At 40.5% G+C, this 14,962-nt stretch carries 12 protein-coding genes; 9 read left to right on the forward strand and 3 right to left on the reverse strand.

The features are described 5' to 3' along the window. The first annotated feature begins 6 nt into the window (after positions 1 to 6). Both OH460_RS09205 and OH460_RS09210 read left to right on the forward strand, forming a co-directional pair. Positions 7 to 1,581 (forward strand): conjugal transfer protein TraH, encoded by a 1,575-nt coding sequence (locus OH460_RS09205; protein ID WP_269996870.1) that lies wholly within the window; start codon positions 7 to 9, stop codon positions 1,579 to 1,581. Further along, positions 1,581 to 5,465 carry a conjugal transfer protein TraG N-terminal domain-containing protein gene (locus OH460_RS09210; protein WP_269996872.1) on the forward strand — a complete coding sequence of 1,295 codons (3,885 nt, stop codon included), beginning with the start codon at positions 1,581 to 1,583 and terminating at the stop codon, positions 5,463 to 5,465. The genes OH460_RS09205 and OH460_RS09210 overlap by 1 nt, the downstream gene beginning before the upstream one ends. A gap of 60 nt (positions 5,466 to 5,525) precedes the next feature. On the opposite strand, the gene OH460_RS09215 is transcribed toward OH460_RS09210, so the two are convergent. After that, positions 5,526 to 7,289, reverse strand: coding sequence for a hypothetical protein (locus OH460_RS09215; RefSeq protein ID WP_269996875.1), 1,764 nt, complete (start codon positions 7,287 to 7,289; stop codon positions 5,526 to 5,528). Positions 7,290 to 7,549: 260 nt separating this feature from the next. Between OH460_RS09215 and OH460_RS09220 the strand changes: the two genes are divergently transcribed. From OH460_RS09220 to OH460_RS09245, 6 genes are all read left to right on the forward strand, one after another. Beyond that, positions 7,550 to 8,275 carry an OmpA family protein gene (locus OH460_RS09220; protein WP_269996877.1) on the forward strand — a complete coding sequence of 242 codons (726 nt, stop codon included), beginning with the start codon at positions 7,550 to 7,552 and terminating at the stop codon, positions 8,273 to 8,275. Continuing rightward, the gene (locus tag OH460_RS09225) at positions 8,268 to 8,678 is read left to right on the forward strand and encodes a hypothetical protein (protein WP_269996878.1); all 411 of its coding nucleotides are present in this window, start codon (positions 8,268 to 8,270) and stop codon (positions 8,676 to 8,678) included. Before OH460_RS09220 ends, OH460_RS09225 begins: the two co-directional genes overlap by 8 nt. Then, positions 8,650 to 9,840 carry an EAL domain-containing protein gene (locus tag OH460_RS09230; protein WP_269996880.1) on the forward strand — a complete coding sequence of 397 codons (1,191 nt, stop codon included), beginning with the start codon at positions 8,650 to 8,652 and terminating at the stop codon, positions 9,838 to 9,840. Before OH460_RS09225 ends, OH460_RS09230 begins: the two co-directional genes overlap by 29 nt. Further along, a complete protein-coding gene (locus tag OH460_RS09235) occupies positions 9,840 to 10,205 on the forward strand; it encodes an H-NS family histone-like protein (RefSeq protein WP_269996882.1) in 366 nt (121 codons plus the stop codon). The genes OH460_RS09230 and OH460_RS09235 overlap by 1 nt, the downstream gene beginning before the upstream one ends. Before the next feature lie 83 nt (positions 10,206 to 10,288). Next, complete coding sequence (locus OH460_RS09240; RefSeq protein WP_269996883.1) at positions 10,289 to 10,975, forward strand: hypothetical protein; 687 nt, start codon at positions 10,289 to 10,291, stop codon at positions 10,973 to 10,975. After that, positions 10,968 to 11,450: a hypothetical protein gene (locus tag OH460_RS09245; protein ID WP_269996885.1), complete on the forward strand. Its 483-nt coding sequence runs from the start codon at positions 10,968 to 10,970 to the stop codon at positions 11,448 to 11,450. Before OH460_RS09240 ends, OH460_RS09245 begins: the two co-directional genes overlap by 8 nt. Before the next feature lie 58 nt (positions 11,451 to 11,508). Here the strand turns inward: OH460_RS09245 and OH460_RS09250 are convergent, their stop codons facing one another. Further along, a complete protein-coding gene (locus OH460_RS09250; RefSeq protein WP_269996888.1) occupies positions 11,509 to 12,696 on the reverse strand; it encodes a hypothetical protein in 1,188 nt (395 codons plus the stop codon). A gap of 763 nt (positions 12,697 to 13,459) precedes the next feature. Between OH460_RS09250 and OH460_RS09255 the strand changes: the two genes are divergently transcribed. Next, positions 13,460 to 14,131: a hypothetical protein gene (locus OH460_RS09255; RefSeq protein ID WP_269996890.1), complete on the forward strand. Its 672-nt coding sequence runs from the start codon at positions 13,460 to 13,462 to the stop codon at positions 14,129 to 14,131. Between the two features lie 75 nt (positions 14,132 to 14,206). Here OH460_RS09255 and OH460_RS09260 read toward each other — a convergent pair whose 3' ends face one another. After that, positions 14,207 to 14,731, reverse strand: a complete 525-nt coding sequence (locus OH460_RS09260; RefSeq protein ID WP_269996892.1) for a DNA adenine methylase — start codon at positions 14,729 to 14,731, stop codon at positions 14,207 to 14,209. Between the last annotated feature and the right edge of the window lie 231 nt (positions 14,732 to 14,962).

The following is a 14,962-nucleotide window of genomic DNA, read 5'->3' on the forward strand; positions in this document are numbered from 1 at the left end:
ATTTCTGTGGAATTTAATTTTAAGAAATCTGCAGTTTTAGTCGGGCTTGCTATGTTGATAAGTTACCCGACTCAAGCTGCTTCATTGCGTGATATGGCCGATGAAATATATGGATCGTTCACTACTAGCGGTGGCCCTGATAATTTTCGAACGAATAATGGCGACCACGTTTATACAGGCGGAGCGTATTCACTAAGATTTAATACTGATGATATTAGGCTCGTGAACTTCCAACCACCTAGCACTTCTGCATCGTGTTCAGGCATTGACTTCTATGCTGGTTCAATTCAGTTTGCTTCGAAAGATCAATTCATTCAAGCAGGGCGAAATATTGCTGCTGCAGCTACTGTTTATGCGTTTAGGTTAGCACTCAATAGTGTGTGTGCTTCTTGTAATTCAATCATGCAAAATATCCAAGCTTGGATTCAACGAATAAACGACCTAGCCAATGTCACTTGTCAAGACAGTCTTGAGATGATGGAAAACCTCTATTCGAGTGAGAATGGTATCAACAACTCTGCGGGTTGGGAGGCAGCCTACACCAATACAGATGGCTGGGCTGACCCAACAAAATTCATTGGTAAAGAAACAGCGGCTAACTACCTTGAAGAGTGGGCTCGAGATAATGTCGACTTCTTTGCGGATATCGGTAGTAAGGACCCTGTTGCTCTGTCTAGTATGGGCGACTTGGCATACTTAGTGGCGCATAACTCGAACTTACCTCAGTACCTATTCCCCTTCTATGCGAACACCGGAGATATGGATCTGGCAAGAGCAGCTACTTGGTCAGTGATCGCTGGTGCTGCTAAGCCTTGTCCAAACATGAATGAACAAGAACCTGATGGTTCTATGTGTGGTGTCGGAGCTAAATATAGACATAATTATGCTTCTTTCATTCGTGGCAACCAAAAAGGTGATAAAACTAAGGCGTTGGAATTGGAAGTACCTAAATGTGATAAGGTTGAAAATGTCAATTTAGTGACCGTGCCAGGCGTTACTTTAAAGCAATGTGATTTCACGCAGGGTTCTAATGGAGTAGTACAGAAATATGGTACAGCCGATAGTCTCCAACCACAGATTCTTAAAGATGTTTTTGGCGAAGATGCGGTTAACTCAACCACAGGTGTGTTTGATCTTACTAAGGTTTGTACTAGTAAGAACCTGATTACCAATGTCGACTCTTATTTTGCAAAACAACTTAGATTTTCAGGCAGTGGAAGCACATCACTCTCACAATCTGAACTATATATTGCGTCGATTCTTGGAACTCAATACTCACGCGATCTTTATCGCATGAATTCAAAGGGTGAGGTTATAACAAACTTAAATGAGTCTGCAGATTGCGGTGCCCTAGCTGAGATTGTTAAAGCTAAGGTTGATAACTTGGTTGATAACTTAATATTAGAAGCTCAAAAGAACCTTTTAATTGCAGAAGAGGAGCTGAGCCAAAGCCCAATTTGGAAGGATAATTGGTCGCAAGTTAGTAAACTATTGGATAAAGTCAGAGCATCACTTTCAGAGCAAATTAAGATCGATAAAGCTGCAAAAGCCAATACTTTAAATATATCGGAGGAGTCATAATGGCTGATCCATTAGAAATATATACAAATGGGGATATGGCTTTCATGGAAGCCATACTCACGGGGTTAGGGCATGTTTACAATGATGGCTTTCTAGGACCAATTTTCGGTATGGCGTTGCTAGCCAACTGTTTGATGAGCCTAATGCGATATATTGCGGATAGTAAAAATGGATTTTTGACGTCTTTTTGGCAGGCAATAATTCTTTATCTCATAATGTTTTCCTCAACGACCAATATTGTATTGACCAAAGAAGGAGAGGGTACTCGTTCGATTGCTGGTGATTTTCCTATTGGGGTTGTTGCCCCAGCTTATTTTATTTCAATGATCGGAACAAAGATTGCCGAACGATTCCGCCAGAATATCGTAGTTATTGATGCAGGTTGGGGTAGCACTTCGAATACTGCAATCCTTGACTATGGTCTTTCGCCCCTTCAGATTTTGATGAAAATTAGAACTCAAACGGTAAGTGGCATGTTTGAAAAATCTGATTTCCTTTCTGATGTTGGTAACCCGGATGGAGGGGGATCAGGGTTAGGGGTTGCTATAGGTAGTTATCAATCCAGCTGTGTCGAAAAGGCCGTGAAGCTTGCCGAAATGGACCCAACAGGTGTGCCCTACATTCGTGACTTTTTGAGTGCTAAAGTTTCAACTGATTATTGGAAGAAAATGCTAGTTGATGAACCGTGGCCGGTATCATTGGATTTAGATGGCAATTTAATCACAACAACTTGTAGCGATGCTCATTCTAGGTTGCAAGTTATTATTGATGCTCGCGCCAAGGAAATTCAGAAAGCCGCGATTTTTGGCATGTCGGAAGATAACGCTACAGCCACCGCAGCAGATCAGTATCAACGGATGAAGGATTTTTATGACGCAATCGACCCAATTCAGGGTGGAGAAGCTATGTCTAAATTATCATCTAATTTATATACTGCAGTTATGTCTGAGGGCGCCTGTAAAGAATCAGTCCTAATGGGGCCTGAATTCGTGCAGGCTTGTGCCACCCAGTGGGATTCTATTCAAGGGCGACGTATAGGTGAAGCATCCAAAGCTGACAGCTTTATGGAAATGCTTACACCTATGGTAACTTTTATCGAAGGGTTTGTTTTTATCATCTCGCCATTTATGATTTTAATGGTTTTGTTCACCGGCGCTGGTGGTTTGAAGATGATGGGCAAGTACTTAACAGCTTTGTTATGGGTTACTTTGATTCCTATCTGCCAAGTAGCGGTTGACGTTTATCTGAATACTTACTTCAACCGGTTTTTGTTTGCAATGCAGCAAGATGGAGCAGGTACAAGCTTGGCTTCAATTTATGCTCAAGAATCTGTTTGGACTGATTTGGAATCATTTATTGCGTTTGCGGGTACAGCGCAGGCAATGGTGCCAGCTTTGGCTATGTTCATCATCTTTGCTGGCGTGCACACGCTTCAAGGCATGGGGGCCGGCATGGCTTCTGGGGCTGCTGTTGATCCAAGTAAGCTTCACGCAAATAAAGCCATTGGAATTAAGGATGGGAACTTTGCTTATGGACAGACAAATGCCTCCGAAGCTCGTAATGATTATGGGTCGCATATTGGTGGTGATTTAACAATAGGTCATAGTTCCAATCTTGACTCCGGGGCTTCTGATTTCACAATGGGAGTTAAACAAGGTGAAAGCTATGCTGCTAAGACTTCAGCTTCGCGGTCTCACTCTACAACACTGCAGTCTGAAGCAGCTAAAAAATCAGCTGATGCTTTCAATAGAGATTACACAAATACGGAAAACTACGACATTAATGAGGGTATTAAAAATAATGTTTCAAGAGATGCTGCTAAAACAATGAGCTTTGCAGATGTTCTACAGAAGCAGTATGACTTCTCTCAATCAGGTGCTGAAAAAATAGCGGCTACTCTACAAGGTAGCACTGCCGCAGCTGCTCAATTGAAGGCTGGAACACCTTTTGAATCAATTTTAGGTTCTAATTTTCAGGCAACTTGGAAGTCTGAATTAGGAATGTCTCGACAAGATCAAGACGCCTATACACGAATGATGACAGAAAAAGATACGGGAACCGACACAGCGACCATGTTGCAGTCTGCTTCAGAACGAGTTGACGATGCTTACGGAGCATCTGCCGGGGCTTCTGATGGTGTTGGATATAAGGAAGGATATAGCGAGAAAGAAGAAGCATATTTTGCAGCCTCTCAGAAATACGCCACCCAGGTTGCTAGTACAGAGACGCTAGATAATGCAGATACAACTTCGATCGATCGAAGTGCTTCTGCAGGTCAATATGTAGCTGATACTTCAGTTACTCAGAGTGGCTTTATTAGTGCTCTCAATTCTGCCGGGATAGATCAATATAGAAGCGATTTACTAAATAATAATGTTGATGGATACAGTATTAGCGACTTGCGAACAATGGCAAATCACGAACCTGAGAAATTGAACGAGATTATGAATAAGGGTGCAAATCATGCGGAGCATGGTGAACAATTCCGTAAGTCCATGGAAAATATCGGTATCCGCCAAACGACTGATAGCGATGGTAAACCGGGTAATTGGGAAGTTGATACCGACCGCAAATTTAAAGCTGGAATGGTGAATCTGTCTGAAGATGAATATGCAGCTAGAACCGAGGCTGGTAGAACTTCTGATTCTCCCGCTCAACGTCAAGATATGATGCGTCAATTCATGACAAGCATAGATGATATGCGTATGAATGCTCATACATCAAATGAGAAAGAGGCAATGCTGGCCGCTGGTAATGCCTATGAAAGAATGGCTTCTCCTGGAAGTGGTTCTATCGGAGGTGTAGATAAAAACTTGGTTCACGGTAAGATGCAAGCGTTTGCTGGTCAGTATAAGGATGCAGCGAACGACCTTATTGATGTTAACACTGGTTACAATAAGTTCTTGGATGATACTGGTCTTAAGCAAGTTGCTACTGTGGGCGAAGAGAAGAACGCGCTTCAACAAGAAACAGGCGAATTAAATAATCTTATGTCACGCATTGAAGCCACGGGGAACTCATTGATTGAAAGTGGAGCGAGCAAAATTATTGGCAACTATCGTGATGTGAAAGGTGAGGTCAATAATTCGATTATGCAGTCATTGGACTTTGGCTTTGATGGAAACTTAAAGGAAATGTCAGCTTCAGAACGTATGGAAGCTTTGAAGCAATATGTGAATCAACAACATGTTGAGGCAGAGGCTAAAACCAGCCTTGTTCAAGAAGATAAGGATAGAATTGTACAAGGTGTTGATGAGGGTGTTGATGCTGCTCAAAAATTCACACCTCTGCCAAATGGTGATATGAAGGCACTTTCTAATAGTCAACAACAGGAAAGGAATGTCATCGAATACTCCGCTGAAGAGGCTTCTGCTTCAAACGACCTGAAAACAAGCGTAGAACAATTGCAGGACTCAACAAAATACTTTGAACAGGACTCTGCAAAAGAAGCCTTTCACGGCATGTCAGATGCAGAGATTGCTGTGTTCAATGATTATATCTCAGGTGGGGATACCTCCAAAGAGATGGCTGTAGCAGCTTTCGAAGGGCAAACTATTTCTGGTGATGTTAACTTGGGTGATAGATTAGATGCTGTTCGTACTAATTATCAGAACGTGAAAGATGTTGAGCAATCTGTAACTGATGACCTCGGTGAAGATAAGTTGAATAAGATTTATGTAGGAGCTCAACTTCTAGACAAGAGTGAACTTCAAACAGAAAAGCCGATATATGAAAGTGCTAACCCTTATAAGCTTCATGGTTCGGCGGGTGATGCAGAATCAGATGCACAAAAACGAGATGATGTTATCGCAGGTGTTATCGATGTTTCTGAGCTTTCAGCTTACGAAAATGTATCAATTTGGGCTAAGAAATTGTTCGATTGATTTTAAAATGCTGATAACTTAATCCAATTAATTAGAAAGGGCTCCTAGGGAGCCCGTTTTTTAATATCTGAAAACAGTTATTTCAGCATTAGATAAGTTTCTAGCCTCCGACCTAGTTAGTTTAAATTGTGGATAGCTAGTATCAACCGGTACTCCACATTGAACAGGTGTGGTGCGAATTGGATTGATGTAATTGAACTTATCTTTAACTTTGCTACTCACTTCAATTGATTCATTTATGGCAGTTTGAATCTCACTAGCTTGCTTGAATACCTTGTATTCTTCATTGGTTGGGCAATCATCTAAAGTATCCAATGACAGACAGCTTTTTGTTCTTTTTGAAAAACTAGTATCACCAGTATTTATTGAAGCTTTCCATGAATAAGGTTTCTTCCTGTACTTGCCTTTAGAATTAGCGACCTCTCCATGGCGAACGATCCATGGTTTTGTCTGGGTTTGCCCATTTAATGTTAGTTTAATACCCCATACGAGAGTATTAGTATTTGGCTTTTGATGTGGGAGCAGTCTTTCCTCACTACCAAGGGCGTCAATTTCTGCTTTGGTTTTGTTCCATGTAATACCGATAGGTTGCGAAACAAAGGTATCTTTCCCTATTGTTTCTATCAGTTTTGGCGAGTGAAAAATTGGAGTGTTATATCCAGGTACATATAGGTCCTGACGTGGGTTGTCATATCTGTGGTTTCCTTTTGACTTAACTTTTAAGTCGCTGTGTTCTAGCGTCAAATTGAGGCCATTTGATGGTTCATGCGTTGTACCATCAACAGTCATGTAGGATATTTCACGTCTTATTAAATCAACATATTTGCCTTTTTCAAGCATTTTAAGCCAAGCATGTTTTGTCTCTCTTGGGTCTTTGCCTGTTATGCAGTTGAAATCAAGAAAGTGCATGTTGCGAACGCCACCAGCCAATTTCTCCGAGTATGGACCAATGTGTTCATGACCTGCTATTGACCAAGGCATCATGTAGGGTAATCCAGCAAGCGGTCTCACACGCACGGTTACCATGTCATTCTCAACTCCTGTCACCTCAAGAGTCAGAGGGCGTTTTATTTGGTCCATATAGGCTGTGTTGATTATATTGCCCAAAGCTACGTTTGCTTCAAATTCAGCACGTTCGTATTTACTTAGGTTCAACCATTCATTGTTGATTGATTTTACTCTCTTGAGTTCAGCGTCAGCTTTTTTGAATTTTTCCTTTAGTTCAAACTCGGCAACCATGTCTCCTAAGGGAATGTTGACCAGTTCACTGTTCAGGGCTCGATAATCTTGAGCGGCCTTAAATGAAGAACCTGATACGTTAGATTTGTAGAGTTTATTGATCTGGTCGACTTGTGAGTTTAACTTCAGCTCGTTAGTCAAAGATTCATGCACCATGTTATTTCGATTGGTATCACTCTCGATCTGTTTGATTTTGCGGTTGATTTCATTCGTATCGAACTTGACCGTAGCTGACATTGTTAATGTGATTAAGTCTCCGTCATAGTTGATATCGTACTTTTCACTTGAAACTTCGATTAGAGCTGCGGCTACAAACTGCATTTTCTCCGTGTATTCATTGTTGACGATTGTTTGAGTCGACATGATGTATGTTGGTAGAACGTCTAAAGTTTCATGTATCAGCTGAACTTTCGCTTGGCCCTTAATTTCACGCATTGGGGTGTTTGCGTTAGCCACAAGTGTAGTAGAGCGAGTTTCAGAAACTTGCTTGCTGACTAAGATTGTCTCCGCTGCAATGGCGTCGAAAGAGTACTGTAGACCGCTACAAACAATCCCTACGGTTAAAGCTAGTGTTGCAATTTTCATAATTCTAGATCTACCTTAAAGTTTGTTGAGTCGATTGTTGATTCAATATTAACTGTAATATACCATTTAATTCACATGAATTTGAATTCTACATCTAGTGATCTGGGATTGTGATTGTGTTTCAGTCGCAATATCTTTGTTTCAATGGGTGATCAGCCACTTTAATGGTGGTATTATTTAAAATCACCTCTCAAAAAATAATTTTTGGTAACCTAATGCATAGCAATAGCAGGATAGTTGTATCTGTTCTGGCGTCCTTAATGCTTTCAGCTTGTAGTTCGAGCGATCCTGCATCTGACGATTATTGTCAGGACCCTGAACATAACCATTTAGTACCAGTTAAACACCATGAATCATTAGTGTACTCTGGGCCGAGCAATGAAGTTGGATATGAGAATATTTATTCTCGATATGAAAAGCTTGAAAAGGTTTACTATGTCCCATCCTTTATCTTGGTCGAAGATTCCCTTTTAGTCGGTCATCTTCACCACAAAAACAACGTCTATCATTCTGACAACTCATTTGAAGAGTGGTTGATGGTTCAGACTGGGCATCATCATAGCGTGTGTACGGAGGAGTACCCTGCGTGTATGACGGACGAAGAATTGGCCAAGTTCTATCAGTCGACGGGCTCGCACAGTGAAGATCATGACAGAGTTGCTTTTCTTGAGTCTGTAAACAGCAGTGATCGTGTCCAATTTGCTTTTGATAGTTCTCATATGGATGAAAAGGCAGTTTTTGAAGCGGCTGAAATAGCTCAGTATCTTAAGCGATATCCAAACAAGAAGTTAGTGGTTTTAGGGTCAGCTGATTCAATAGGGGATGCAAGATACAATAAAGCACTAAGTCGTAAACGGGCTGAAGCCCTACGTGACGAGTTAGTCGCTTTAGGTATCCCTGAACAACAAATTGAGTTGAGTTGGAAGGGTGAATACCAGAGCGGAGAAGGACCCAAATTCCGCGTAGCTGAATTGTCTTATGAATAGTAATCGAGTCAAAATTTCACGTTATAAGTTTTCCGGGCGCATTCCAGTTATGGTTTTATCCGGTTTGCTTGTCTATGGTTCGATTAGTGCGATGGTGAATCAGTACCCAACTGTTCTGTTGCCTTTATTTTTTATCTTATTGCTGCCTTTATTTTTTATTAAGCGAACTGTGACTATTTCGCACAATGATAAAAATGGAGAGGTTTCAATTAAGCAGTGTGATAGTTGCTGGAAGAAAAAATTCAATGAAGTTAACAAGATTTTTACTTACAAAGATCTGACGTTAGTCGAAGATAGTCATGTTGGGAGGAGGTTTTATGTTTTGGTTGGGCCTGAATTTCAAATGCCTTTGTACGGCCTAAAGGGAAAAGAATATGAGTGCTTCCGAGCTATGTTTATCTAATGTTGCTTCTGACAGTATTGAATCATTGAATGTTGGTGTTGTCGCGTCATTTAGTGCGATCAAGAATGAAGCTATGGGAACTAGCTTCTCTTGCCTTACTTTCTTGACTCACGAAATTGCGAAGCGATTCGAATCCAAAGGATTGGAGTTGAATTCGTTTAACGTTTTAGACCAGAAAATATTTGCTTCAATTTGTGTTGCTGGAGATGATGAGTCTAAACTTACCGATACGTTTTCTGCTATCAACGATGTTGCAATTGACCATGGACTTCAACTTGATTTCAGCTTGATCGATATTAATGACCCTAAGCAATTAGCGGCAAATACTCAACTCAGTGAAATTAGAACATCTGTTTCAACTCTACTACCTAAATCGCAGAGGTTTACGAAATATGAGTTACAGAAAGCTATCGCCGACAATGCTTTTATTATCCACTGTCAACCACTTGTAGATATTAAGTCGGCCAAGGTTAAAGGGATTGAGTTCCTTATTCGTTGGGAGCACCAAACCAAAGGGATGTTGTATCCCGACATGTTTTTACCAGAAATCGAGAGGTTTGGGTTGGAAACTGACTTAGATCTTCTTGTTCTGAAGCAGGCTTTGATTCAACTGCAAACCTTTAGGGATATGCCCAAATTTGCTCATTTATCCATATCAGTCAATCTGTATTGTTGTTCACTATTCTCGACTGAACTTGTTGAATGGTTGAGTAAAGTTGCGTCCACAGATGCTGACCTTGTGAGTAAGTTAATTCTTGAGATTACAGAAACGGGTCATATTGAGGATGGGGGTACGGCTCACACCAACATGCAGTACATTCAAGAGCTGGGTTATTCTGTATCGCTAGATGATTTTGGTGCGGGTACCACAATTTGTTCATATCTTACTTATCTAAATCCGAACGAAATCAAGATTGATCGAGCGCTTATTCATACTGCTTTTGACAAAGGAAACGCCAAGATAATCGTTGCTCAGAAAATGCTTCAGTCAATGATAGGTTGGGTTCAAGAAATGGATAATGTTGACTTAGTTGTTGAAGGAATCGAATCAATTGAGCAGCTAAATTATTTGAAACAATTAGGCGTAAGTGTTGGCCAGGGATATATCTATAGTCGCCCTCAGCCAATTCGAGCCTTTCTAGATACATACGAAGGAATTTAATGATGTTTGATGAATCTCAACAGAACCCAAACAATCGAAATGAAGTGCGCGATTCACAAGCCGGTTCTGCCTCTAGTGAGACGCCGAGTTTACGAAAAAAGCAAAACCGTAAAAAAGTATCCAACGACAAGACAATATTCAACAGTAAGCCATTACTTAGCAAGCAAGCTAAGAATGCCACAACAGAACAACTTCGTTCGGCATATGAGGAGTTGGGGTTAATTGTCGTAGCAAGAGAGGAAGAGGATAAGAAAGCTCGACAGTTGCAAGCTGAACAAGTAGCTAAGGCTAAGGAGTTGTTAGCTCAAGCGGAGCAGTTAAATATACCAGTGAATATTCTCCAACAGGTAATCCAAAGTAATTGATTGTTTACCTTATTTCCCTAGGGTTGGTTTGTTTAACGATACTGCTTTTATTGAGGTTTATCACAAATTACTCTGACCGGAAAATGATTGGCCGCGGTCATGGGAGCTTGGTCATTACCCTCGCTTCGGTTGGGACACCAGTTCATGAACTGGGACATGCCTTTTGCGTACTCGCCTTCAGGCATAAGCTATTAAAGGTCGAATTGTTCAATCCCAAGCCAAACGGTCAACTTGGTTTGGTTGAGCATTCGTACAAAGTTGGTAGTTTCTACCAAACAATGGGCTGCTTCTTTATTGGGGTGGCACCAATATTCTCTGGTTTGATTGCTTGTTGGGTCATAACGATGGTGCTAATACCTGAATTTGACATTAACGGCCTAATCGGAAGTGTTTCATATATCATCGAGCGCCATGGGTTATTTAGTGCGGTCGATTGGTTTTATCGGAACACATATGCTTCTCACTTGAAACTGTTTGAATTGGATTGGCAGCGGTATTTACTCTGGGCGTTTCTCTTAACGTCTATAGTAAAACACATGCTTCCTTCTGTTCCTGACATGCAAGGTGTGAAGCGTGGACTGTTGCAATCAATAGTTCTCTTTATTTGTTTATTCTTGCTCTTCACTGAGCAAGTAATTGAATTTATAGATAGTTCATTATTGTTTTTGCTCTCATTGCTGGTTGTATTCGTGGCGTATGTACTCGTGTGTCAGCTAGCTATCCTATTGATTTCAAGTTTAATTATTAAATGGAAGACTCGTAATGTTTAAAAATGCTAAGCACGCACGTAATCTAGCTCTTATGATGCTAGTTTTTTGGATTAGTTTTGATTTTGCTGGAATTGTCAGTTTGTCGATGGGAGGGGCAGTTGGCGTCGGAGTTGTACTGTTAGTTATGCAATACATTGTTCTTACTTTAGGTTCGCGAATGGTGAAGAACAATAAGAACTCTAAGAACTCTGAGCTTAAAAATGCACTTATCGCATCAGGGCTCCCATTGGGTGAACGTTTGAACGAAGATTCAGTTCGTAAAATGTATGGAGGAAAAAACTCCTCTATTCTCCTTTGGGCTCCTCTTGCTATGTTGGCTTTCACCTGTTCAAAAGTAGCATTTTCTGTCGAACCGATTGTATTTGCAGGCGTCTTCTTATCAGCGGCATTCTTTATGGCTATGTATCCAATCTACATGGCCAATAAAGTCGTCGGCGATAGCGAATCGGAAGAAACGCATGCTGAATCGAACTAAAAGGTTGGATTAAAAAAAGCCAGCTAGTAGCTGGCTTTTTTTTGTGCTGACTTAAAGGTTAAAGGTTAAAGGTATTGCCGTTGACCGTAGCATCCATGTTACGAACACTGATTACAGTCTCCAGCTGTTTATCTTTAAGTTTAACCATACCGTCACTAATAAATTTTGAAGTCCACTCCGCACCGAAAGTGGTGACTGCCAGATCAATTGGAATTACTAGGTTTGCATCCAATTCAGCCCCTGTGACGATAGAGAATGCATCGTTAGTCGTAATTCCTTTCCTATATTGTTCATCAAAACCTAGGTTAGCTTCGACTTTCAATGGCGTACCATTATCATCAACGGCGTCTAGTTTTAAGGATACGGCTCCACCAGCCTTAGCGTAATCGAAAAGGGTGGTCATATTGGAAACCTTAGTAGCAAGATCTGTAGCAAAAGCATTGTAAGCAGCGTTTCCCAAGTTAGAAAGGGTACTTTCAGTTAAGTTGTCCATTACGATTCGGGATGAAAAGTCATTGATGTTTGCGATTTTCTCAATTCGTGCATCAATGCCGAGATTAAACTTGCCTTCAGGTTCAGGTAGTAAAGCGAAATCAACGGTCGTTGCTTTACTAATTTCTAGCAAGCCCACCTTTACCGAATCGAATTTTACGCTATAAATGACACCATCTGAAGTCGTAGAAGGTTGGTATCGAAGCCTTGGCTTAACGAAGGTAGTCTTGTTACCCACGGCATCCACTTCCATTTCTCCTAGCGCAGCTATAACGATAGAGCTAGAACCTTTCGAGTTATCAATTATGACGGCAGTCTCAGGAATGGTTACTTGACCTGTTGGTGTGTTGAGTTGAATTGGCTTGAAGCGTATATCCGAGTGCACATTTCCAAGAGATACGCTTGTTTCAGCAATTGCATTGAGAGAGTTATTCGTAGCGCTAATCCAATTGTAATATTTTTCGGCCGTAGTCTTATCGATTGCAAACGCTTTAGTTGTAAGTTTGAACATTAAGCCTTCATCGCCTAGATCAACTTTGGTAATTGACTGCCATTGAAATCCGTCAAAATCTGTCACTATACTTTCTATGAATAAAGCACCGTTCTTGATGGTGTAATCGGATACGACGTCATTTACAGCGGGTGTGTTAATCAATGCTGAGTTGAAATGGTTTAGCGATACTGTCTTAGCAGCGACGAAGCCACCAACAACAATACCAACGGCCATGATAGAACCTAATAATTTCTTCTTCATTGTATTCATCTTTTGGTTTTAGTGGCTATAAGTGTGCAAAAGTAATTATCGAAACTACCAGTGGTCACAACTTTATAGTCAGGTCTTATGGAATTTGAGGTGCTACGAGTGGCAATCTTGAATTTACCATCGTCATTAACTTCTGAGGAACTAATTGTACTACCTGTTAGGTACTTACTCAATTTGGAAACTGCGAGCAATTCAGAAATTTTTAGGGAGTGATTACATTGAGCTGCCATTGTTTGACCGGTACTGGAATCGTAATAGCCTTCACTGTACTTCATAAAGCCATTTATAGTTTGAGGCTCGTACTGCGTTGATGCCGTCACGTTTACAGAATGTAAGAGGCATAGTGACAGTAGTGGGGCAAAGGTTGGATTTAAAGTCATTATGTAGTAGGCCAAAAAAGTGAATTCATTCGCAAATATTACCATTTTAAATCAATGTTTTATTAGACAGAATTCTGCGATCTGAGTTTATTTTCGTCGTTAAAATGACGATTTTAGACTGATTTGTAACCAATATGTTGCAAATGGATGGTGTTTATAGCTGTCAATCAATACAAAGAGGCTATAGAAATAATTTATATAATGTGACGTATGTATGTGATTTTTATGCCTCTTGTGTTGCTGAAAACTTTTTCATAAAGCATAATTGTGATCTTGCTTCACTTATGTGGAGCAGTTACAAAAACATACAATAATAAATATACTAACCAACTATTTATAAAGTTGGTGGTTAGAGATTCAGTAGTAGGCTTAATATGAATATGGTAAATGTTGACAGCTATGCTTCAGCTGTTCAGTACATGGAAAGTGTTTTGGGTGCCATAAATGAGGAAACCTCGTTTATGGATGAAGTGTTCCCGCAGGACGCAGAAGTCCAAAAGTTTTTCTTTAGATGCCCTTTGTTTTTAGCGTTCTTGATTAACTCATTTCACGCTGAAAATCCTTATAAGGGGTCAAAGTCATTTGATCAATTTGACTTAGTTAAAGAGGCGATGCGCGGGACGGAGTATTACATCTCTTCAATAGTAGAGAGAGCCAGTTCGCGTAACAGGTACGAAGTTGAATCAATTGCTTCGTTTTGCCACCTCTCTCATTTGTCATTCGAGGAAATAGACTTAACTGTAAAGGCCTTCGGGTTGGAGCGTTCTGAACTGATTAGTTTAGACAGACTTTACTTGGCAGCAACATCTCTTTTGATTCGTACCCATTTTCCTGCCTCAACACTGCCTTTAATTATGCCTCTCAAGGTCATGACTCATGACATTTTAGAGATGAAGATCACTCCAAGTCTGTCTATTAAAAGTTTGGTTTCAGACCTAAGTACTGAGACTGTATCCCAGCTCTATCCAGACTCGATGGAACAGAAAATACTAGCTAAGGCTGCAAAGAATGTTGCGGATCAGGTTGGTATAAACCCATTTGGTTAAACGCCTATAGCTAAAAGCGTCTATGCTGACGCTTTTGGCGCACTCTCAATTCAATATTTACTACCATCTGACCTTCTACAATTTTAGAGCTTTTAAGTGCTTACAAAGCGTGCCAACCCTTTTAGTGTTGAAGTTCTTGAGTGCAATCACTTCCTCAACAGGCTTTCTCGATGCAGCTTTTGCGGCAATAGTCCTAGGTACTTTTATCAGGTACAGTTTGAAGCCCGCAGCTTTGTAAGCTTTTAGTAACTTTTTGTCAAATACCGAATTCGATATTATGATTCGAGTGGTCTCAGGGAATCGTTCTGAGAACTCGAGAACCTTGTATTGCATATCATTGTTGAACTTTAAGCCGGCATAAGTCGTAAACATGGTTTTCTTTTTTTTCTCGCCTGGCTTGGTTTTTGGTTCTGCGTATGGTGGGTCTAAGTACAAAACATCAACTGGTTTGTCTGTAGGGAGATTGGTAAAACACCCGGTGTATAGCTCCCAGTCTTGAATGATACCTTTCGACTCATTAGCAACGTCAACTGTCCAGGTTGGGAAAGACTCTTCTTTGCCTACTGGCGTATTCATCCCTCCGCGCAAATTAGTGCGCATGAGGCCGTAAAAAAACCCTTAGGTGAAAAATGTAAGTTTGACTGGCTGAGTAAGTGAATTCGTTTTTATAACATAGGTTTAGATAAAAATTCTTACTAACAAAAAAACCTTACAAAAAAATCCGAGAAATTTATGTAAAAAACTGGCATTTTCTTAAAAATCCACTTACAAAAATCACAAAGGGAGTTGTAATTGATCCGTTGATTTCTTGGGTTCAATACCAACACTTAA

The organism is Vibrio sp. Makdt (genome assembly GCF_027587015.1).
In the GTDB taxonomy this organism is placed as follows: domain Bacteria; phylum Pseudomonadota; class Gammaproteobacteria; order Enterobacterales; family Vibrionaceae; genus Vibrio; species Vibrio chagasii_B.